The organism is Corallococcus sp. AB018 (assembly GCF_003986945.1).
In the GTDB taxonomy this organism is placed as follows: domain Bacteria; phylum Myxococcota; class Myxococcia; order Myxococcales; family Myxococcaceae; genus Corallococcus; species Corallococcus exiguus.
The window spans coordinates 1-20174 of the sequence record NZ_RAWR01000107.1 but is presented as its reverse complement, the minus strand read 5'-3'; the positions used below and the strand labels follow the sequence as shown (position 1 = coordinate 20174).

The 20174-nt window shown below is 70.7% G+C and carries 16 protein-coding genes; 8 read left to right on the top strand and 8 right to left on the bottom strand.

Annotation, left to right across the window (positions count from 1 at the left end; genetic code table 11):
- Nucleotides 1-153: 153 nt before the first annotated feature.
- Nucleotides 154-3717, bottom strand: coding sequence for a hypothetical protein (locus D7Y11_RS22810; protein ID WP_120577590.1), 3564 nt, complete (start codon nucleotides 3715-3717; stop codon nucleotides 154-156).
- Between the two features lie 219 nt (nucleotides 3718-3936).
- On the opposite strand from D7Y11_RS22810, the gene D7Y11_RS22805 reads away from it, so the two are divergent.
- On the top strand, nucleotides 3937-4500 hold the full coding sequence (locus D7Y11_RS22805) for a hypothetical protein (protein ID WP_120577591.1): 564 nt from the start codon (nucleotides 3937-3939) through the stop codon (nucleotides 4498-4500).
- A 114-nt stretch (nucleotides 4501-4614) separates the two neighbouring features.
- On the opposite strand, the gene D7Y11_RS22800 is transcribed toward D7Y11_RS22805, so the two are convergent.
- A complete protein-coding gene (locus D7Y11_RS22800; RefSeq protein ID WP_233607363.1) occupies nucleotides 4615-6726 on the bottom strand; it encodes a chloride channel protein in 2112 nt (703 codons plus the stop codon).
- 177 nt (nucleotides 6727-6903) lie between these two features.
- Between D7Y11_RS22800 and D7Y11_RS22795 the strand changes: the two genes are divergently transcribed.
- A complete protein-coding gene (locus tag D7Y11_RS22795) occupies nucleotides 6904-7344 on the top strand; it encodes a peroxiredoxin (protein WP_120577592.1) in 441 nt (146 codons plus the stop codon).
- Between the two features lie 15 nt (nucleotides 7345-7359).
- Here D7Y11_RS22795 and D7Y11_RS22790 read toward each other — a convergent pair whose 3' ends face one another.
- From D7Y11_RS22790 to D7Y11_RS22780, 3 genes are all read right to left on the bottom strand, one after another.
- Nucleotides 7360-8142 carry an NrsF family protein gene (locus D7Y11_RS22790; protein ID WP_121754111.1) on the bottom strand — a complete coding sequence of 261 codons (783 nt, stop codon included), beginning with the start codon at nucleotides 8140-8142 and terminating at the stop codon, nucleotides 7360-7362.
- On the bottom strand, nucleotides 8139-8711 hold the full coding sequence (locus D7Y11_RS22785; protein ID WP_167548695.1) for an RNA polymerase sigma factor: 573 nt from the start codon (nucleotides 8709-8711) through the stop codon (nucleotides 8139-8141). Before D7Y11_RS22785 ends, D7Y11_RS22790 begins: the two co-directional genes overlap by 4 nt.
- Before the next feature lie 114 nt (nucleotides 8712-8825).
- Nucleotides 8826-10253, bottom strand: coding sequence for a site-2 protease family protein (locus D7Y11_RS22780; protein ID WP_126934762.1), 1428 nt, complete (start codon nucleotides 10251-10253; stop codon nucleotides 8826-8828).
- A 96-nt stretch (nucleotides 10254-10349) separates the two neighbouring features.
- Between D7Y11_RS22780 and dusB the strand changes: the two genes are divergently transcribed.
- Complete coding sequence (gene dusB / locus D7Y11_RS22775; RefSeq protein ID WP_126934761.1) at nucleotides 10350-11363, top strand: tRNA dihydrouridine synthase DusB; 1014 nt, start codon at nucleotides 10350-10352, stop codon at nucleotides 11361-11363.
- Here dusB and D7Y11_RS22770 read toward each other — a convergent pair.
- Nucleotides 11342-12649, bottom strand: a complete 1308-nt coding sequence (locus D7Y11_RS22770; RefSeq protein WP_126934767.1) for a glycoside hydrolase family 1 protein — start codon at nucleotides 12647-12649, stop codon at nucleotides 11342-11344. The two genes, dusB and D7Y11_RS22770, sit on opposite strands and share 22 nt — an antisense overlap.
- A gap of 347 nt (nucleotides 12650-12996) precedes the next feature.
- Here D7Y11_RS22770 and D7Y11_RS22765 point away from each other — a divergent pair, with 347 nt between their 5' ends.
- The 4 genes from D7Y11_RS22765 (at nucleotide 12997) to pyk (ending at nucleotide 17288) form a co-directional block, all read left to right on the top strand.
- Nucleotides 12997-13203 (top strand): excinuclease ABC subunit A, encoded by a 207-nt coding sequence (locus D7Y11_RS22765; protein ID WP_120577597.1) that lies wholly within the window; start codon nucleotides 12997-12999, stop codon nucleotides 13201-13203.
- Between the two features lie 126 nt (nucleotides 13204-13329).
- Complete coding sequence (locus D7Y11_RS22760) at nucleotides 13330-14790, top strand: NFACT RNA binding domain-containing protein (RefSeq protein WP_126934760.1); 1461 nt, start codon at nucleotides 13330-13332, stop codon at nucleotides 14788-14790.
- Nucleotides 14791-14942: 152 nt separating this feature from the next.
- A complete protein-coding gene (locus tag D7Y11_RS22755; RefSeq protein ID WP_121781394.1) occupies nucleotides 14943-15758 on the top strand; it encodes a hypothetical protein in 816 nt (271 codons plus the stop codon).
- Between the two features lie 99 nt (nucleotides 15759-15857).
- Nucleotides 15858-17288 (top strand): pyruvate kinase, encoded by a 1431-nt coding sequence (gene pyk, locus D7Y11_RS22750; RefSeq protein ID WP_120596074.1) that lies wholly within the window; start codon nucleotides 15858-15860, stop codon nucleotides 17286-17288.
- A 9-nt stretch (nucleotides 17289-17297) separates the two neighbouring features.
- Here pyk and D7Y11_RS22745 read toward each other — a convergent pair whose 3' ends face one another.
- Nucleotides 17298-18806 (bottom strand): HD family phosphohydrolase, encoded by a 1509-nt coding sequence (locus D7Y11_RS22745; RefSeq protein ID WP_121754114.1) that lies wholly within the window; start codon nucleotides 18804-18806, stop codon nucleotides 17298-17300.
- Between the two features lie 173 nt (nucleotides 18807-18979).
- On the opposite strand from D7Y11_RS22745, the gene rpe reads away from it, so the two are divergent.
- The gene (gene rpe / locus D7Y11_RS22740) at nucleotides 18980-19639 is read left to right on the top strand and encodes a ribulose-phosphate 3-epimerase (RefSeq protein WP_126934759.1); all 660 of its coding nucleotides are present in this window, start codon (nucleotides 18980-18982) and stop codon (nucleotides 19637-19639) included.
- 1 nt (nucleotide 19640) lies between these two features.
- Here the strand turns inward: rpe and D7Y11_RS22735 are convergent, their stop codons facing one another.
- Nucleotides 19641-20039 (bottom strand): two-component system response regulator, encoded by a 399-nt coding sequence (locus D7Y11_RS22735; RefSeq protein WP_120577602.1) that lies wholly within the window; start codon nucleotides 20037-20039, stop codon nucleotides 19641-19643.
- Nucleotides 20040-20174: the final 135 nt, after the last annotated feature.

The following is a 20174-nucleotide window of genomic DNA, read 5'->3' as shown; positions in this document are numbered from 1 at the left end:
ACGGACGTGCCGCCCTGCCGGCGGCGCAGCGCACAAACCTGTCCGACAGTCGGACAAGTTCTGGAGCACCGCGACCCGCGGGCCCCCGCTCCAGTCAGGCCGCGGAAGCCTGTCCGACAGTCGGACAGGTCTTGGAACACCGCGCCCGGGGGCCTACTTCTCTTCCGAGGCCTCGACCATCTCCCGGGGCGGGAACACGAACTGCGCGGCGCCGGCCACGAGCGGTGCTGCATCGCGCTGGAACGCGGTGAGTTTCTCCAGCCGCTCCTCCGTCCATCCGCGCCCATCCCCCGCGTCGCGCACCAGGCAGTGCAGGGCCAGCCGCCGCGCCTCCGGACTGGAGCTCCGAGCCAGGCGCCGGCCGACGTCGTCCATCGTCTCCACCGGCAGGTTCGACACCGCCACCTGGGCCGCCATCAGCGCGTCCGCGTGGAGCCAGCCCTCCTGGCCCATCGCGTCCAGGTGGATCGCGAACGCCGGAGGGCCCAGGGCTACCGCCGCGCAGCGCACGCGAAGCGTTGCCAGGCACGGGTCCTTCGTGAGCGGCCCTCCCGTCACCAGTCCATACACAGCCTGCAGAGGCACAGGCCGCATCCGGTCGCGGGGCTGGAGCAGGGCATCCATCGCCACGCTCAGCGCGCGCCGGTCCCGCACCACCGCCTCCAGCATCCGCTCGAACAGCGTCACATCGCGCTCGTCGGCCCGGTACACCAGCGCGCCCATCGCCGCGCGCACCTCGTCGTCATAGGGCGAAGCCAGCCGCGCGCCACAAGCAGAGAGGAACACGCGCTCCCGGTCCTTCACGGACAGCCAGGCCGCGCGGCGCAGCAGGTCGATGCGCGCATCCGGCTCCGGCCGCGCCAGCACCTTCGCGAGCAGCCCGGACAGCCGCGCATCCAGCGCCTCCGTCAGCCGGTCCGCCGGGATGTCCCCCACGCGCGACGCCATGATGGCGTCCTCGCCGGTGACGGCGCGCTCGAACACCACCCACGTGGGCTCGCGGTCCAGGTGGTCCCACAGCGCGCGCAGGAGCGCGATGCGCACGTCGCGGTGCAGCGGCTTCGCGTCCAGCTCCAGCAGCCGCTCGTAGCCCGCGTCCGAGCGCAGCTCGCCCAACAGGCGCACCACCTCCTTGGCCACCGTGACCTTGGTCAGCGGCACCTCCGCCAGCAGCGACAGCACCCGCGTGACGGGCATGCCGTTGAACGCACGGCGCAGGCCGTAGATGGCGATGCGCGCGCGCGAGTCCTCCAGCGCCCCCAGCAGCGTAGGCACGCCCTGGCCCTGGTCGCACCGCGCCATCACCCGCAGGGCCCGCTCCTGCACCGCGGGCCGCTTGTCGTTCGCCAGCGCCAGGAGCGCGTCCATGGGCGCCCAGTCCAGCGCCGCCATCCGCGTCACCGCCGCCAGCACCGAAGGCGTGTCCCGCTCCATGTCCGCGCACAGCCTCTCGAGCGCGCGCGAATACGCCCGGTTCTGCTCCACCGTCCACCGGAAGAACCCCGAGTCGAACGGCAAGATCCAATGCGTCGCCCCCGTGGCGAACTGGCCGGTGATGACCGGCGCGTTCAGGTACGGCCCCAGCAGGTCCTGCCGCCTCCGGTGCAGGAACTCGCGCACCACGGGGATAGCGATGGCGCTCTCGTCCCGCTTGAGCAGCGCGGGCAGCATCCGGTCGAAGTCCTTCACAGCCCGGTAGCGCAGCACCCACAGCGCGTTCCCGGACGGCTTGCCCAGTCGCAGCGCCACCCGCTCCAGTTCCTCCACCAGCTCCCGATGCAGCGGAAGCCCTGGCTTCTCCGCCCCCGCCAGCGCCACCACCTCGTCGTCCCAGCCCCGGTCCCGCCAGCGCCGCAGTGTGGCCGCGAGGGTCGACTCGAAGCGCGGCCGGTCTTCCCGCGACAGCCACGCGGTCAGCGCCAGCGCCAGCCGGTTGTCGGGCCCCGTGTCGCGCACGGAGACGAGCCAGTCCGACAGGCCGGGCACCAGCGTCGCGCGCTTGCCCAGGCTCGCCGCGAGCTGGAGCAGGGGACCTCCGCGCTCGCGCTCCGCCCAGCTCTTCGCCAGCGCGAGCAGGTACGGCGCGGCCCGGCGCACCTCGTCGTCCGTCAACCGGTGACCCAGGCCTCCGTCCAGGATGCGCCCGCGCTCCTTGAGGAAGGTGCCCAGCCACTGCGCGGCCCACGCCGGGTCCGCGCTGAAGGCCCGCACCAGCAGCCGCTCCGCCGACTGCGCCGTCCCCATCGACAGGTCCGCGGCGTCCAGCGCGTCGCGCAGCATCCGCCCCAGGGCCTCGGTGTGCTCGGCGCGCCACATCCGGCGGGGCCACTCGACCAGCGCCTGGAGCATCACCCCGCGCACCGGGTCCTGTTCGTTCTTCCGGGCCAGCACCATCGCCAGCGCGGGGGCGACCCACGCGGGCTCGTCCGGGCGCAGGCCGGGCAGCGCCAGCAGCGCGCTCAGCGCCACTCCGCGCATCGCCGCGTCCGGGTGCCCCAGCGTGCCCCGGAGCGCGCCCAGCGCTTCATCCCAGGGCAGGAAGCGCGCATAGGAGAACCGCGCCTCGGCGCGCGTGCCCAGCGCCACCACCTCGTCCAGGTGACGACGCGCCTCCCGCTCACGCAGCGCCACCGGCAGGTGCCGCACGTACTCCGGCGCGATGACGCCATCCCGGGTGCGAGCGCCCACGGTCCAGCGCGCGTAGACGCCCTCGCGCAGGGCCGGGTCCACGATGCGCGCGATGAGCGGCGTGCCCCACGCGGGGGCCCGCTCCACGGACGCGGCCCAGGCCTCGGTGAGCGTCGCGTGCAGCGGCTCCGGCAGCTCCTTCAGCACGTCCTCCGCGCGGCCCAGCAGCGTCGGGTCGCGCTGGACAATCCAGGTCAGGGACTCGGCGTCCAGCGACGCCAGGGACTTCGCGAACAGCAGGTGCGGGAGGAACGCAGGGGAACGCTTGCGCAGGAGCGCCACCATGCGCACGGGGCGATGCTTCACCAGCGTCCGCACGGCGTGCTCGTCCGGCGGGATGCCCCGCTCCAGCAGCAGCGCCAGCAGCGTCTCCGCCACGTCGGGCGTCCGCTCCGCCAGCCACGCCATGCCCCACCCCAGGTGCTGCCGGGTGACGGGGTCGGGCTCGCCCGATACTGCATTCAGCCGCTCCAGCAGCACCTGTCCCAGCACGGACGGCGCATGCCGCGCCAGCCGCGCCCAGAACCGGTAGCTGGGCCGCTCCAGGGCCCGCGCCACATGCCGGCGCAGGGCCGCCTCGGACGCCAGCGGCACCGTGTCCGCGAAGGTGACGTGCTCGCCCCGCTCCGCCAGCCCGTCCAGGAACGCGTCGATGACGGCGTGCCGCTTGCGCTTGCGCAGTTGGTGGATGACGGCCTGCTCGCGGCGCATCCCGTGCGCCATGCGCAGTGCCTCCAGCGCCTGGGCATCGTCACAGGCCAGTGACACCAGCTCGAACGCCAGCGCGCGCACGCGGAAGGACTCGTCCGACGTGGCCTTCAGCACCGCCTCGCCGTCGCGGCGCGTGAACTGGGCCGCCAGGGCCAGCCGCCGCTCGAAGGCATCCCCCCGAGCCAGCGCGTCCAGCAGCGCCTGCGCCTCCGGGTCTGTCCGGGCCTTGCGCCCCAGGGCCACCATGTGGCGCACCCGGGCATCATGGAAGGTGGAGGACAGCTCTGCGCGCAGGGTGGACAGGGCGGGTTCGGACATGGCGCCCAAGGATGCCTGCTCCCCTGGTTTCCTGACAGACCCGCCCGGGTCGCGGCCTTCCTTCTCCTTGGTCAGACAACTCCGTCAAGAATCGAATTGGGGGTTTTGAGGGTTTAGGATTGCCATTCCAATGAATGGCATGTTAGCCCGTCGTTCGCCCTCGCCGGAAAGCCAGACCATGGCCTGGGAGGGCCTACCCCAGACAATGGAGAGCCTCACATGCCGCGCCACGGAGTGAAGTACCTGGCCGTTTCTGCCCTGGTGGGCGCCTCGTTGCTGGCCACTGTGTCCGCTTCCGCCGAGGAGCCGGGGGACTTCGACTCGCAGCGGATGGCCCAGGAGTTCGTGGCCAGCCAGGGGCAGCCCCTCCCGGTTCCGTCGCGTGACCTGTCCGGTTCGAAGAGGCTCGTGTACGTCACCGAGACCTTCCACATCGTCAACGGCACCGGCTCGACTCTCTATAAGAACGGGACTGCCCTGAGCGGACACGTCCTCGTGCAACAGCCCGCGACAATCGGGGGCGAGGGCTTTGCCCAGACGGAGGTTCCGCCCGCGATGAACTGGAGTCAGGGCTTCTCCTATACGACGAACCCGGCGGACCCGTGGGGCGCGGCCAAGGCGTGCGTCTTCTCGGTCTTCGTCACCTACTCGGGCGGCGTCTGTTCGGCGTCTGTCGTCACCTATCCCAAGGGGAACCAGGGCGTGGTGTGCACCTACTCTCCGCCGTCGTCTGGCATCGACCCCGTGACGTGCGAGCTTGAGCTGACATTGGGGATTGATTAGCCGTCCGCGACACGTTGGAGGGCGCTCGCACGGCGGGAGTGGGATGCGCTCCCGTCGTGGGTGTCTGCCCTGGCGGCAATCCCCGGAGCCGGCCGGCCCGCCGGTCTCCGATGCTCAGTGCGCCGCCTCGGAGGGGGTGACGGGGTAGTTCCCCGTCGAGTGCTCGCGCGCGTGCTGCGCGAAGAGGAATCGCCGGACGGCGGCGCGGGTGAGGAGCCCGCACGGGGCCAGTCCCAGCACGGGCGCCACCGGCAACGCGTCCACGTCCTCCTGGTCCATCACCTGGAGCGCATGCGCCAGGTCCGAGTCCGGCGCCAGCGCGGGCAGCTTGCGCGCCAGGTCACTGGCCACGAGCAGCGGGTACATGGACTCGTCGCGCCACACCTCGCGCAGCTGCTCCACCTGCACCGTGCCGTAGAGGTTTCCCTCGGTGTCCAGCACCGGCAGCGTGCCGGCCTCGGACGTGAGCAGCTGGTCCGTCAGCGCGCGCAGCGGCGTGCCCGCGGTCACCGCCGGCACCTCCGTCATCAGGGCCCGCACGTGCGTGGCCGCCAGCAGGTCCTCGTCGCTCTGCACCTTGGGCGCCGTGCGCTCCGTGAGGAAGTGGCACACCGCGGACGCGATGGTGCACGTCACCATCAGCGGCAGGATGATTTCGTGGCTGCCGCTCAGCTCGTACAGCATCATCATGCCGGTGAGCGGGCCGCGCGTGAGCGCCGCCACCGCGCCGCCCATGCCCACGATGGCGTACGCGCCGCTGGGCCCCGTGGCGTGCGGGAAGAAGTAGTGCACCAGCGTGCCGAACGCGCCGCCCGCCATGGCGCCGATGAGGGCCGCGGGGAAGAACGTACCGCCGGAGCCTCCCGAGCCGATGGTGAGCGACGTGGCCACGAGCTTCAGCACGCACGCCGTCACCAGGAAGAGGAAGGGCAGCTGACCCGCCGCCGCCAGGTTGATGTAGTCGTGCCCGCTGCCCCACACCGTGGGGCTCAGGAACACGAGCACGCCCGTGCACAGGCCGCCCAGCGCGGCGCGCACCGGCAGCGGCTTCTTCCCCAGCCACGGAGACAGCTTCCCGCCCATGCGGCCTTGGAAGAAGTGCTCCACGCCGTGCAGCAGCTTCACGAACGCGAACGCGAGCAGCCCGCATCCGATGCCCAGCGCCGCGTAGGCGAAGACCTCCGAGCCGCTGACCAGCTCGTAGTTCACCCGGTTGATCATGGGCGCCTCGTCCAGCACGCCGCGGCTCACCAGCGTGCCCGCCACGCTCGCCAGGATGATGGGGGAGAACACCCGCAGCTCGAACTCGCGCAGGATGATCTCCATCGCGAACACCGCGCCCGCGATGGGGGCGTTGAAGGACGCGGAGATGCCCGCGCCCGCGCCGCACGCCAGCAGGATGGACAGCTCCCTGCGGCTGAAGCCCAGCACGCGCCCCACGCTGGACGCGAACGCCGCGCCTCCGTAGACGATGGGGCCCTCGCGGCCCGCGGAGCCGCCGCTGCCAATGGTGATGGCGGACGCGATGAGCTTGAGCAGTCCTCGGTCCGCCGGCACCACGTTGGCGCCGCTCTTCACCGCGCGCACCACCTCCGGAAGTCCGTGTCCGTGCGTCTCCGGCCGGTCGCGCAAGAGCCGCCCCACCGCCAGGCCGCCCACCGTGGGCGCGAGCAGCATCAGCCACCACGGCAGGTGTGGCAGCGCCGCGGGCAGGTTGTGCGCGTGGCCGAACACGGCGTTCACGGCCGCCAGGCCCACCAGCGGGTAGTAGAGCGACAGCGCGCCCAGCGTCAGCAGCGCGAGCAGGCGCAGGCGGCGCTTCACTTCATCGCGCGGACCGCCGGGGTCAATCACCCGCGCCAGCAAGAGCGCGCCCAGCGCCAGCGGTACGCCCACCAGCGCGTACTCCAGGTGCCAGCGCGCGGAGGAGAGCGACTCCATCAACGTGCGCAGCCGCTGCGGCTTCAGCGTCGCCGTCAGCTCCGCGGCGCTGAACGTGATGCCGCTCATCACGCCAATGAGGTTGGAGAAGATGCCCGCGGCCAGTCCGCTGTAGAGCCCGACCACCGCGCCCGCGATGGGCAACACCGAGGGGGTCGGCAGGCGGATGCGGTTGGACGCGCCCAGCAGGAAATAGATGAGGCGTGAGAGGTTCTGTCGCGCCCAGAGAGTGAGCGCGGCCATCCGCTGCATTTCGGCAGGCGGAGGTTCGTCGGAGGTGTTCATTTGGTGCACCTACTAAACGGAGGAGGCCGGTGGGTTTCAAGCCTCTTGATGACGCCCGTGTTCCGGCGCCGTCCGCCTGCACTCCACTCCACACATCGCCCGAGCGGTGCCCGGCTCCCTGCCCCCGGAGCGTGTTACGACGCCCCCGGTTTCCACCCCATGAAGGAGGCATCGCACATGCTCAAGCAGGGAGACGTGGCCCCGGAGTTCACCGTGCAGGACTCGACGGGGAAGACGCACCGGCTGTCGGACTACCGGGGCAAGAACGTGGTGCTCTGGTTCTACCCGAAGGCGGACACCCCGGGATGCACCGCGGAGGGCTGCTCCTTCCGCGATCACAAGACCCAGTACGAGGCGAAGGGCACCGCCATCCTGGGCATCAGCTTCGACACGCCGGAGGAGAACCAGGCCTTCGCCCAGAAGTTCGGCTTCAACTTCCCGCTCCTGTGCGACGTGGATCGCAAGGTGGGGCTGGCCTACGGGGCCGCGGATGACGCCTCGGCCCCCAACGCGCGCCGGGTGGGCGTCGTCATCGGGCCGGACGGCCGCATCAAGGAGTGGCACGCCAAGGTGGACGCGCGAGCCTTCCCCCAGGAAGCGCTGTCGCGGCTCCAGTAGGACTCCCAGCGCCCCTCAAGGCGCGAACGAGCGGGACGGCAGGCGCGAGCGGATGAACACCGCCACGCCCGCCAGCACGAACCACGGCAGCACGTGGCCCAGCATCAGGTGGCCCGCGCTGCCGTCCGGGCAGTGCACGTGAAGTATCAGCAGACTCACACCCGCGGAGGACAGGCCCGCCGCCAGCGCCCGAACGGGCTGGAAGGCGGAGCGGCACAGCAGGACGAGCGCCAGGGCCAGCGGCACCACGGACAGCACCACCTCCGCGCCCATGCACCCCAGGGTGCCCGCGAGGAACGGCCGCACCTGGACGCCCGAGCGTCCGCTCAGCTGCGCCAGCGCCACGACGAGCGCGCCCACGGCCACGAGCGTGAAGGGCCAGGCGCGCTGCCTCGGAGCCAGGGCCACCATCGCGCCGCCGCCCACGCCCACGACGATGAGCAGCGCCACGAGCGCCACCGCCAGCGGCGACGCGGAGTTGAGCATCATCCCGTGCCGGCCCACCCAGAGCAGCCCCACCGCGCCCACGCCCAGATAGGCGGCGAGCAGCACCGCCACCTCCTTCCACCACGGCGTGGGCTTGGGGTGCGCCGCCAGCTCCGTCAGCGACTGGCGCCGCGTCTGTTCGAGCCTCGCATCATTAATAAGGACAGGGGGCGGAGCGGAGGCGGGGGGCGCCAGCACCTGGAAGCCCTCCATCAGGGCCCGGCAGTCCGCGCACCCGGCCGCGTGCGAAGCCAGGTCCGGAGGCAACGGGCCGTCCAGTTGGTCGAGGACGCGTTCGCACTCGGGCGTCATCGTGAAGTCTCCTGCTGAAGAGGGGCGAGCAGCTCGCGCAGGCGCGCGTAGCCCCGGTGGGCGCGGACCTTCACCGCGCTCTCGGTGAGGCCCAGGGCCTCGGCGATTTCGGCGAAGCCCATGCCCTCGAAGCGGTGCATGAGGATGGGCAGCCGCTGGCCTTCGGGAAGCTGCGCCAGGGCGCGTTGCACCGCGCGCTCCAGACCCGCGTCGCGAGGCTCCGGCGTGTCCGCCACCGCGGTGAGGGGCAGCTCGCCCTCCGGCGTGAGGTCCTCCGGGCGGCGGTGGCGGCGCGCATGGTCGCGCGCGGCGTTGGTGGCGATGGCGTACAGCCAGGGCCGGACGCGGGCCCCGGCCTGATAGCGGCCCCGCGCGCGCACCAGGGACAGGAAGGTGAGCTGGGCCAGGTCCTCGGCGGTGGCGGGGCTGCCGGTGAGGCGCGCCAGGTAGCCCTGGACGGGGCGCGCGTAGCGCTGGAAGAGCGCGTCGAACGCCTGCGCGTCCCCCTGGCAGAACCGCTCCATCAACACCTCGTCCGAGTCGCCGGAAGCTCCCGGAGATGCCGGCATGTCTCCGGTACGCACGGGCTCGGCACCAGGTTTCACGGGAGGGGACGGAGGGCTCACGGGACGGGCGCGGACTTTAGGGCCCGGAAGGCGCCGAGCGGGAGAAAGTCGCCCCCGTCAGGACGAGGCGGCCGGCCGCAGCCGGGCCAGCCACTCCTCGAAGGCGGGGTGGCCGTGCAGGTGCGCCAGATCCTCATCGGAGGAGGCGTAGGCCGCGTCCTTGAAGCCCAGGCCTTCCGCCCGCTGAAGCAGCCGCACCGCGTCCGCCACGTTGCCCGCGCGCGCGAAGGCGCAGGCCGCGTCGTACGCGATGCCCGGGTCCGGTACGTGCTTCAGCGCCGCCTCGCCCACCGCCGCGGCCTCCGAATAGGCGCCCCGGATGAACAGCGCCCGCTCCGCGCACCGGAACGCGGCCGCCGGGTCCACGCCGGGCAGCCGCAGCGCCTCGTTCACCTGGCCCAGGCGGATGAGCGCGCCCGCGTACTCGTGCATCACGGTGCGGTCCTGCGACTCGCCCCACGCCTGCTTCCAGTAGCCCACCGCCCGAGCGTCATCCCCCACCAGGGAGAACGCCGCCGCCACCGCGTGCATCTCCACCGGCTGGCCCTGCACCTGGGAGAAGTGGTCCAGCGCGGGCCGCCCGTGGCCCTGCTTCAGCGCCACCCAGCCCAGCAGGTAGTGGGTCCGGCTGGTGAGCCCGGGGGACAGGCCCTCCGTCTCCAGCACCCGGTTGCCCTGCCGCCACGCGTCGTCCAGCCGGTCCTCGCGCAGCGCCTGCTGCGCCTCGCGCAGGGCCTGGGCGTTGGGGCCCTCCTCCTCCTTCGCCTCGTTGCGCACGCGCATCACGTCCGTCAGCACGCGGAACGCCTGGAAGCCGAACATGGCGAAGAGGACGCCCATGAACAGGGCCCCGCTCTTGATGCTGAGCAGCACCAGGCCCACGCACAGGCCCAGCGCCAGCACGTGCGACACGATGAAGCCCCTCCGCCCGAACATCCGCGTCGCCAGCGCCGTGCTGATGTGCCCGCCATCCAAGGGAGGCACCGGCAGCAGGTTCAGCACCGCCCACACCATGTTGGCGAAGAAGAAGTTGCTCAGGAAGAAGTCCGCCACCTCCGAGCGGCCCCGCACCTGCATCAGCACCGCCCAGCACAGGACGCCCAGCGCCAGCCCCGCCAGCGGGCCCGCGAAGCTGCTCACCACGTCCTTGTGCCAGGGCAGGGGCGCGTCCGTGTTGGGCCGCGTCACGCCGCCCATGAACACCAGGTCCACGCTCGGCTGGTATCCGAAGTAGCGGAAGGCCACTGCGTGCCCCAGCTCATGGACGAGCACGGACACGAAGACGATGAACATCCACGCCAGCACGTAGGTCACCACCGCGCCCATGTGCCCGGGCGACGCGGCGTCGGCCAGCTGGTCCCCCAGCCACCCGGCACCCGAGTGCCGGCCCGGCAGGGGCAGGGACTGGTAGGCGAACACCGCGGAGAAGAGCAGGTGACTCGTGTGGACGTGGACGGGGACGCTCCCGAGCCGAAAACGGAACATGGAGGGGGACCTTAATCGTTGGGCCCCACTCGCGCAGGGCCGTTCTCATGGCCCGCGCGCTTCTGTTCCCCTCCGGGTTATAGGGTGTCTTCCGCCATGCTGAAGCTGGGTCCCTACACGCTCCCCAACCCCTACATCCTCGCGCCCATGGCCGGCGTGAGCGAGCGCCCCTTCCGCGTCATCGCCTTCCGGCTGGGCGCGGCCCTCTGCCCCACGGAGCTGGTCAGCGCGCAGGGCCTGATGCGCCAGAACCAGCGCACGCTCAAGTACCTGCGCTACGACCCGGACGTGGAGAAGCCCTACTCGCTCCAGATTTTCGGAGGCGAGCCGGAGGCCATGGCCCAGGCCGCGCAGGTGGGCAAGGCCGCGGGCGCGCAGGTCATCGACATCAACATGGGCTGCCCGGTGAAGAAGGTGGTGCGCAACGGCGCCGGCAGCGGCCTCTTGTGCGACGTGCCTCGCGCCGCCGACATCGTCCGAGCCATCCGCGAGGCCACCGGCCTGCCCGTCACCTGTAAAATCCGCTCGGGCTGGGACGCGCGCACGCTCAACTATCTGAAGGTGGCGGAGGCGCTGCAGGAGGCGGGGTGCGCGGGGCTCGCCCTGCACCCTCGCACGCGCGAGCAGGGCTACTCGGGGCAGGCGAACTGGGACCACATCGCCGACCTGAAGCGCCACTTCCCGGAGCTGCCCATCATGGGCAACGGGGACGTGAAGACGGTGGCGGACGCCCACCGCATGCTGGACAGCACCGGCTGCGACTTCGTGATGATTGGCCGGGGCGCCCTGGGCAACCCGTGGCTCTTCCGCGAACTTTCGGGCGGCCCGCCCGCCACGCCGGAGGAGCGCTGTGAGCTGGTGCTGGAGCACGTCCGGGCCCACGCGGAGTTCGTCGGGGAGCCCTTGAGCGCGGTGCGCTCCTTCCGCCGGCACCTGGCCTGGTACGCCCACGGCCTCAAGGGCGCGGCGCACTTCCGCTCGGAGGTGAACGGGCTGGACTCGCCGGAGGCGGTGGAGGACAGCGTGCGCCGCTTCTTCGCGGGCGCGGACACGGACCCCACGGCACCTCTGGAGGAGCCGGAGGTGGACTACCGCGCGGCGCTGGGCTGAGCCGTGGGCGGCACCAGCACGCGCCCGGTGGCGACCTCGCGGAAGTAGTCGCAGGCCGGGGTGGGGCGGCGCTCCAGCGTGTCGAAGTCGACGTGGTAGAGGCCGAAGCGCGGGCCCCAGCCCTCCAACCACTCGAAGTTGTCCAGCAGGCTCCAATAAAGGTAGCCCTGCACGTCCACGCCGGCCTCGCGCGCGGCCAGCACCTGGCGCAGGTGCGCGTGCAGATACTCCGGCCGCACCGTGCCCTTGCGGTCGTCGATGCCGTTCTCCGTGACCCACACCGGCTTGCCGTAGCGCTTTACCTCCTGAAGGAGCTGGAGGAAGCCCTCGGGCCGCTGCTCCCACCCGATGTCGGTGAGCCCGCGCCCGTCCGGGTCGCGGTACTTGAAGTCGATGAAGGGCGGGCGCGGCATGAAGCGCAGGTGCGCGCGCGTGTAGTAGTTGACGCCCACGAACTCCACGGAGTCGCGCGCCCCCTCGATGCGCACGTCCGTGGACGCCACGCCCGGCATGAACACGCGCAGGTGGCCGGACGACAGCGCCTCGTGGAACGCGTGGTTGTAGGCCGGGGCCGCCAGCCTCACCAGCGAGCGGTCCAGGGGATGCCACCAGCGGTCCGGCGCGAACGCGAGCATGTTCTGGGAGATGCCCAGCTCCACCCGTCCCAGGTGCTGGCCCAGCTCTTCCCGAGCGATGACGTGCGCGCGCACCATGTTCCCGAGCGCGGCCATCGTCTTCGCCCCGTCCGCGATGCCCGGCGGCATCAGGCCCTGAAGGTAGCCGCCCAACAAGAGGACCATCGGTTCGTTGAAGGAGATGACGAGCGCGTCCAGCCCCTCCAGCAGGGGCGCGCACCGGCGCACGTACTGGCGGAAGGCCTCCAGGCTCTCCGGAAGGTGCCAGGGCGTGGACGCGTGGAACCACGTGGGGTGGGTGAAGTGATGGAGCGTCACCACCGGCCGCAGGCCCATCGCGCGCAGCTTCAAGAGCCGCTCGCGGTAGCCCTCCAGCACCGCGCCATCGAACCGGCCGCGCTCGGGCTCGATTCGCGCCCACTCCAGCGACAGCCGGAACGCCGTGGCCCCCACCGCCTTCGCCAGGGCGTAGTCCTCCGCGTAGCGGCGCCAGTGGTCCACCGCGATGCCGCATCTCGCATGGGGCTCCTTCAACTTCCCCAGCCGCTCCCATTCGGCCCAGTCGTTCTCGATGCCGCCCTCCACCTGGTACGCGGAAGTGGCGACGCCGAAGGTGAAGGACGAGGGGAAGGTCAGCGCGGCGGAGCTCATTCGGGCGCGCACCGTAGGCCGCCGCCTCCACGACGGGAAGCGATGCGATGCGCGCGCGCCGGATGCACGGCAGCGGACATCCAGCCCCGGAGCGCGGACCCTCGAAGTGCGTCCGGAGCCGGAAATTCGGCCTCGCGCGCGACGCGTCGGACCCCCGAAATGACCGCCACGAACGGTTCGAAGCGCCCGGAGGCCAAAAATCGGCCTCGCCGCGCACTGCAATACATCACCATGCGTTGACACACTGGCATGTCGCCCGTACCATTCATTTCAAGCACTCACGTTCAGTTCGAAGTGGGTGCAGGGCTCGCGTCCTCGCGGGCCTCAACACTGAACGGAGGATTCCGATGGCCGCGAAGAAGAAGACCGCGAAGAAGGCCGCGACGAAGAAGACCGCGACGAAGAAGACCGCCCGCAAGGCCCCTGCCGCCAAGCGCGGTACGGCCAAGAAGGCCGTCGCGAAGAAGCCGGCCGCCAAGAAGGCCGCCAAGAAGAAGACCGCTTCCCGCCGGAAGGCCGCGACCCCCGCGGCCCCGTCGACCCCGGAAGCCTGAAGTAGCGGTGTCATTTCGGGCGTCCGTTGACGTCCGGTGAACGGCTCGGCGAAACCCGCCGGGCCGTTTTTCTTTTGCGGGCCAGGGGTTTACGTCTCCTCGTGTGTCCGCCCGGGAGGGGCCCCCATGTCGCTGCGTCCGGTGGAGTTCGGTGAGGTCGTGGCGGAGGCCGCGGCCCGGCTGGTGGGCGCGGTGGCCCAGAAGGCGTGGTGCCCGCTTCCCCGCCTGGCCTACGTGGAGCTGCGCGTCCCGGGCAGATCGGTCGTGCTGTGCCTCTGCGCCGAAGGCGAGCTGTCGCGCCTGTCCGTCGCGGAGGACCGCTTCCCCACGCCAGGCGAGCCCGCTCCCTTCCAGCGTTGGCTGCGCCAGGAACTCACCGGCTTCAAGCTCCAGGCCGCGCGCTACCTGGAGGAGAGCCGCGCCATCATCCTGGAGTTCGATCGCGAAGGCGTGCGCCGCCGGCTGGTGATGGAGGTGGGCGCGCCCGGGGGACTGCTGCTCCTCAGCGACAACAACCGGGTGCTGATGCTCTCCGGCGAAGGCTTCGGCCCCAGGCGCAACCTCTATCCCGGAGCGCAGTGGTCGCCACCGGAGCCCGTGTCCGCGGAGGCGCTGGCGAAGGGCCGCGCGCAGCCTTCACGTCTGGAGCCGAAGGAAGACGACACGCTGCCCAGGCTGCAGGCCGCCGAGCGGGTGCTCGGACAGAAGGACCGCACCAGCCGCGCGGACACCATCCGCCGCCGGCTCGCGCAGCCGTACCGGGCGAGGCTGAAGCGCTCCTCGCGCACATTGGAGAAGGTGCGCGCGGAGGCCCAGCGCGGCCCGGAGGCGGAGAAGCACCGCGAAGTGGGCGAGCTGCTCGCGCAGAACCTGCACCGGCTCAAGCGCGGCGCGTCCCAGGTGACGCTCACCTCCTATACGGAGGCGGGCGTGGAGGAGGTCCAGGTGAAGCTGGACCCGAAGCGCACCCCGAAGGAGGAGGCGGACTGGCACTTCCACCAGTACCGGCGCCTGCTGCGCGGCGTGGAGCAGGCCCGCCACCGCGAGGCGGAGCTCGCGCGAGAGGTCGCCCACGCGCAGACGGCGCTCACGCAGATTGAAGCCATGGATGACGCCGCGCTGCTCGCGCAGGTGGAAGTGCTCCAGGTGACCCAGGGGGAAGAGGGGCCAAAGGGAGGCCTCCCCTTCAAGGAGTACGTGGGCCATGGCGGCGCGCGCATCTGGGTGGGGCGAGGCGCGGAGGACAACGACCAGCTCACCTTCAAGGTGGCCCGTCCGTGGCACCTCTGGCTGCACGCGCGGGGATTGCCGGGCAGCCACGTGGTGGTGCCGGTGGAGAAGAACGCGGAGGTGGCGCAGGAGGTTCTCCTGGACGCGGCGCACCTCGCGCTGCACCACTCCGGCGCGAAGGGCGAACCTCGCGGCGAGGTGAGCTACATGCCGGTGAAGTTCGTGCGCAAGCTGAAGGGCGCTGCCCCCGGGCAGGTGACGTATGCCCGGGAGAAGACCTTCGTGGTGCGCATGGAGCCGGAGCGGCTGGAGCGGCTGCTCAAGTCGCGCCATGGCGACCCGGGCAGCCTGTCCTGAAGGACAATGCCTCTGGGACGAATTCAACCCGGGGTGTCACGCGCGGCGTGTGGGCCCGGTCGACAGGCGGACGGGCATCCAGCCCCTGGCCTTGAGGTTCGGGAAGTGCCGGGTACGATGCCCCCCGCGTGACGCCCGAAGCCTTCCGCCAGATGTCCCTGTTCCCCCGTGGCTCGTCCGCGGAACGCGCCGCCGCTTCCGCGCAGCGCGTGCCGGAAGGTCCCGCGCCGCTGCCGCCGCGCAACCGCGTCGCGGAGGAGGCACCGCGCGTCCTCACCGCGTCGCGTGAGGAGCTCTGGTCGCGCGCGGAGTCGCTCGCGTGGCGGTTGAGCGCGAACCTGGGCATGCCGGTGCGCCTGGCCGTGACGGACAACCGCTCCACCATGGTGTCCTTCCGCCGCGGCTCGCAGGTGCTCCAGCTGCGGCTGCACCACATGTTCCTGGACGCGCCCGAAGTCATCGTGCGCGCGGTGGCGGACTACGCGGGCCGGGGGCACCGCGCCGCGGGCGCCCTCCTGGACGAGTACATCCGGGGCCAGCAGCCGCTCATCCGCCAGCTGCGCCGGGAATCCGACGCGGAGCTGAACCCTCTCGGCCGCTGCTTCGACCTGCGCGCGCTCTACAATGGCGTCAACGAGGCCTACTTCCAGAACGCCATCCAGGCCCGCATCGGCTGGGGCCGCATGCCGCCGCGCCGCCGCCGCAAGTCCATCCGCCTGGGCGTCTACGACCACCAGACGCGCGAAATCCGCATCCACCCCGCGCTGGACAAGCCGGACGTGCCTGCCTTCTTCGTGGAGTTCATCGTCTTCCACGAGATGCTCCACCAGCTGTTCCCCAGCAGCAATCGCACCGGGCGCCGCGTGCACCACCCGCGCGCCTTCCGCGAGCGCGAGCGCACGTACCCGCACTACGCCGCCGCGCTGCGTTGGGAGCGAGAGAACCTGGGCACGCTGCTGCGCGGTTGAGCGCACGCCGAGCGGCCTGGACATTTACTGGTTTACCTGCTCGGTCGCGCTCCGTGACTCCTTGACCGAAACGCGCTGGGGCCGGATGTTCGGCCTCATATGCGACGAGCAAAGATTGTCTGCACCCTCGGTCCCGCCAGTCAGACCCCGGAGATGTTGGAAGCGCTGCTGGAGTCCGGCATGGACGTGGCCCGGCTCAACTTCTCCCACGGCAGCCACGAACAGCATCAGGCGAACATCGACATGCTGCGCGCGGCCTCGCTGAAGGTGCGCAAGGCGGTGGGCATCCTGGGCGACCTGCAGGGTCCCAAGATTCGCACCGGCCGCTTCGTCACGGGCAGCACGGAGCTGAAGCACGGCGCCACCTTCCACATCACCACCGACGAGACGGTGAAGGGCACGGACGAAATCGTGTCCACCACGTACCCGCACCTGGCGGCGGACGTGAACCCGGGCGACCGCATCCTCCTGGATGACGGCCTCCTGGAGCTGCGCGTCGTGGAGACGGACAAGAAGCAGCTCATCAAGACGGAAGTGATTCACGGCGGCATCCTGAAGAACAACAAGGGCATCAACCTGCCCGGCGTGGCGGTGCGCGCGGACGCGCTCACGCCCAAGGACCGCGAGGACCTCATCTTCGGCCTCAAGGCGGGCGTGGACTACATCGCGCTGTCCTTCGTGCGTCAGCCGTCCGACCTGGACTCCGCGCGCCAGGCCATGGCGGAGGTGGGCCGCACGGTGCCCATCATCTCCAAGCTGGAGAAGCCGGAGGCCATCGCGCGCCTGGACGCCATCCTCGACAAGACGGACGGCGTGATGGTGGCCCGAGGCGACCTGGGCGTGGAGATTCCCCCGGAAGAAGTGCCCGCCGTCCAGAAGGACATCATCCGGCGCTCCAATCTGCGCGGCCTGCCCGTCATCGTGGCCACGCAGATGCTCAACTCGATGATCGACAACCCGCGCCCCACGCGCGCGGAGGCCAGCGACGTGGCCAACGCCGTGTACGACGGGGCGGACGCGCTGATGCTCTCGGGTGAGACGGCGAGCGGCAAGTTCCCCCTGGACTCCGTGCAGATGATGGAGCGCATCATCCTGGCGGCGGAGTCCTCCTCCCGCGCGCAGCTCCTGCCGCGCCAGATTGAGGCCCCGCTGGGCCTGCCGCTGCACTTCCCGGACGTCATCGCGCGCGTGGCGTGCGAGGCGGCCAAGGCCAGCGGCGCCACGCTCATCGCGGCCTTCACGCTGTCCGGCGTGACGGCGCGGCTGCTCGCGCACTACCGGCCCACGGTGCCGATTGTCGCGTTCAGCCCGAACCAGGAGGTGCGCCGCCGCCTGTCGCTGCTCTGGGGTGTGGTGCCGCGCGTGCTGGAGCCCATCCAGGAGACGGAGACCATGCTCCGCCGCGTGGAGGAGGAGCTGGTGTCGCGGGGCCTCGCTCGCAGGGGCGACCGCATCGTGGTGGTGTTCGGCGCGCCGGTGGGCCAGCCGGGGAAGATCAACAGCCTCCGGCTGCACACCATCAGCGCCTGATGCAGGGCCCTACGCCGGGCTCTTCTTGAGAGCCCGGCGGGGAATCTCCGCCTCGACGAAGATGGTGAAGAGGTCCTTGTCGAGCTGTCCGGACCCCGCCTCCTTCTTGAGGATGTCCAACGCGAGCGTGTGAGGCACGGCCTTCTTGTAGGGCCGGTCGCTCGCGGTGAGCGCGTCGTAGATGTCGCAGATGGACATCATCCGGGACTGCACCGGAATCTCCGGGACGGCGCGAGGGTAGCCCGTGCCATCCAGCTTCTCGTGGTGCGCGTACGCAATCTCCGGCACGCGGCGCAGCGCGCGAGTCCACGGAATCTGCGACAGGAAGCGGTACGTGTGGTCGACGTGGCTCTCGATTTCGCGGCGCTCCTCCGGGGAGAGGGTGCCGCGGGTGATGGAGAGGGATTGGATTTCATGGGGCAGCAGCAGCGGCTTCCCATGGTCATGCGCGTCGGTGAACGTGAGCTTGCCCAGCTCCAGCAGCCGCTCGAAGTTGCCCTGCGCGAGCACCGTGGGCTTGTTGCAGGTGAGCAGGAAGCCCATCACCTCATCCAGCTGGGCCAGCTCCTGGCCGAGCCGCGCGTCCTCCTCCTGATGGATGGAGGGCAGGGCGGACAGGCCGCGGACCTCCACGGAGGCAAGCCGGCGACGGGAGCTCTGCAGCTGCAAATCCTTGCGAGCCAGTTGGAAGCGGGCGCTGAGCGCCTCCAGCTCATGCGGATACAGCTTCTCCGCCTTGACGAGCACGTTCTCGCGCACGCCCACCTTGCCGAAGTCGTGCAGCAGCGACGCGTACCGCAGCTCCTGCAGCTCCACGGCGGTGAAGCGCGTCTGGGCATAGGGGCCGGTGGCGCGGTGCTCCAGCGCCTGGGCCAGGGACACGGTGAGGTCCGCGACGCGGCCGGAGTGGCCCGCGGTGGAGGGGTCGCGCGCTTCGATGGCGACGACGGACGCGGAGACGAAGCCCTCGAAGAGGCGGTTGATTTCCTCATGGAGGAGGGCGTTCTCGATCGCGCCGGCGGCCTGGGCGCCCAGGGCGAGCAGCAGCTCCTCGTCCTCCTCGTCGAACACCTGCCCGCCGCGCTTGTTGAGGGCCTGGATGACGCCCGTCACCTCTCCATTGGCGTCGCGCATGGGGACGCAGAGGATGGTGTGGGTGCGGTAGCCGCTGGAGATGTCGAAGCTGCTGTTGAAGCGGGCGTCGGCGTAGGCGTCGGGGATGTTGATGACGGCGCCGGTATGGGCGACCTGGCCGGCGATGCCGCTGCCCATGGGGAGACGGATTTCGTTCTTGGAGCCCTGGGCCACCTTGCTCCAGAGCTCCTCGCGCTCGCGGTCCAGGATGAAGAGCGAGCAGCGGTCCGACTCCACGACCTTGGTGGCCTCATAGAGGATGAGGGGCAGCAGCAGGTCGAGGTCGCGCTCGGCGCTCATCGCCTTGGCGACATCCAGGATGGACGTCAGCTTCGCGAGCCGGCGGGACAGGTTGGGGGAGGCGGGCACGGACTGGGGAAGCACCGAGGCGGGCTCCGTGGGATGCGGCGGATGGCCGCGGGCGCGCCAAGTTGTAGCACGCAGGATGTGTCGGCTGCCCGGACCCCCCACCTGCCAGGTCCACCTGTGTCCGCAAGCACCCTGTCCTGCCGGGCGAAGGTACCAGGGCCTACCGGAAGCGGTTATGAAGCGCCGCCATGACCCGCCCTGTCCGCATCTCTCCGTCGCTGCTCTCCTGTGACTTCAGCCGCCTGGGTGAAGAGGTCCGCGCCATCGAGGCCGCCGGCGCGGATTGGATTCACGTGGATGTCATGGATGGCAGGTTTGTGCCCAACCTCACGTTGGGTCCGGTCATCGTGGAGGCCATCAAGCGGGTGGCGACGAAGCCGCTGGACGTGCACCTGATGATTGTCGAGCCGGAGAAGTACGTGGAGGCGTTCGCGAAGGCGGGCGCGGACGTGCTGACGGTGCACCAGGAGGCGAGCCCGCATCTGCACCGCACGCTGCAATCCATCCGTCAGGCGGGAGCGAAGCCGGCGGTGGTGTTGAACCCGGGCACGTCGCTGTCGGCGATTGAAGAGGTGCTGGGGGACGTGGACATGGTGCTCTTGATGAGCGTGAACCCGGGGTTCGGCGGGCAGTCGTTCATCGAGTCCACGGTGGACAAGGTCCGCCGGCTGCGCGCGATGTTGGACGCGCGGGGGCTGAAGGACGTGGACATCGAGGTGGACGGCGGCATCAACGCGCAGACGGCGAAGCGCGTGGTGGACGCGGGGGCGACGGTGTTGGTGGCGGGCAGCTACGTGTTTGGCGCGAAGGACTACGCGCAGGCCATCCGTTCGCTGCGGCCGTCGTGAGTCAGGCGGCTTCGGGCGAAGCGGGAGGGCGCACGGCGGCGGCGGCCATGCGGGCGATGCGGGTCATGAAGGTGGGGTCGCACGGCTTCACTTCGTAGTCGTCGGCGCCCAGCTCGAAGCACACGTGGCGTGTGAATTGATCCTCCACGCCACTGAGCATGATGACCTTGCAGTCGCGGGTGACGGGGTCCTTCTTCAGCTGTGCGAGCAGGTCCCGTCCGTCCTGGTGCTGATTGATGTCCAGGATGATGACCGCGGGCCGGTGTTTGCGGGCCAGCTCCAGCACATGTTCGGAGGTGGTGTCGGACACGCAGACGAGGCCGGAGCGCTTGGCCTCCCGGGCGAGTGCGGACACGACAAGGGGCTCATCATCCGAGATGAGGACAGTGGGAGCAGTCATGGTCCTCTGTGGGGGAACAGGGGCGGATCAACGTGCAACATCTTGGAAGTACAGGAAGGCCCGGATCTTGTGAAGAGGGTGAACATTGTCCCGTCCTGAAGGGTAGGTAGGACAACAGTCGGGGGAGCGAGGGGG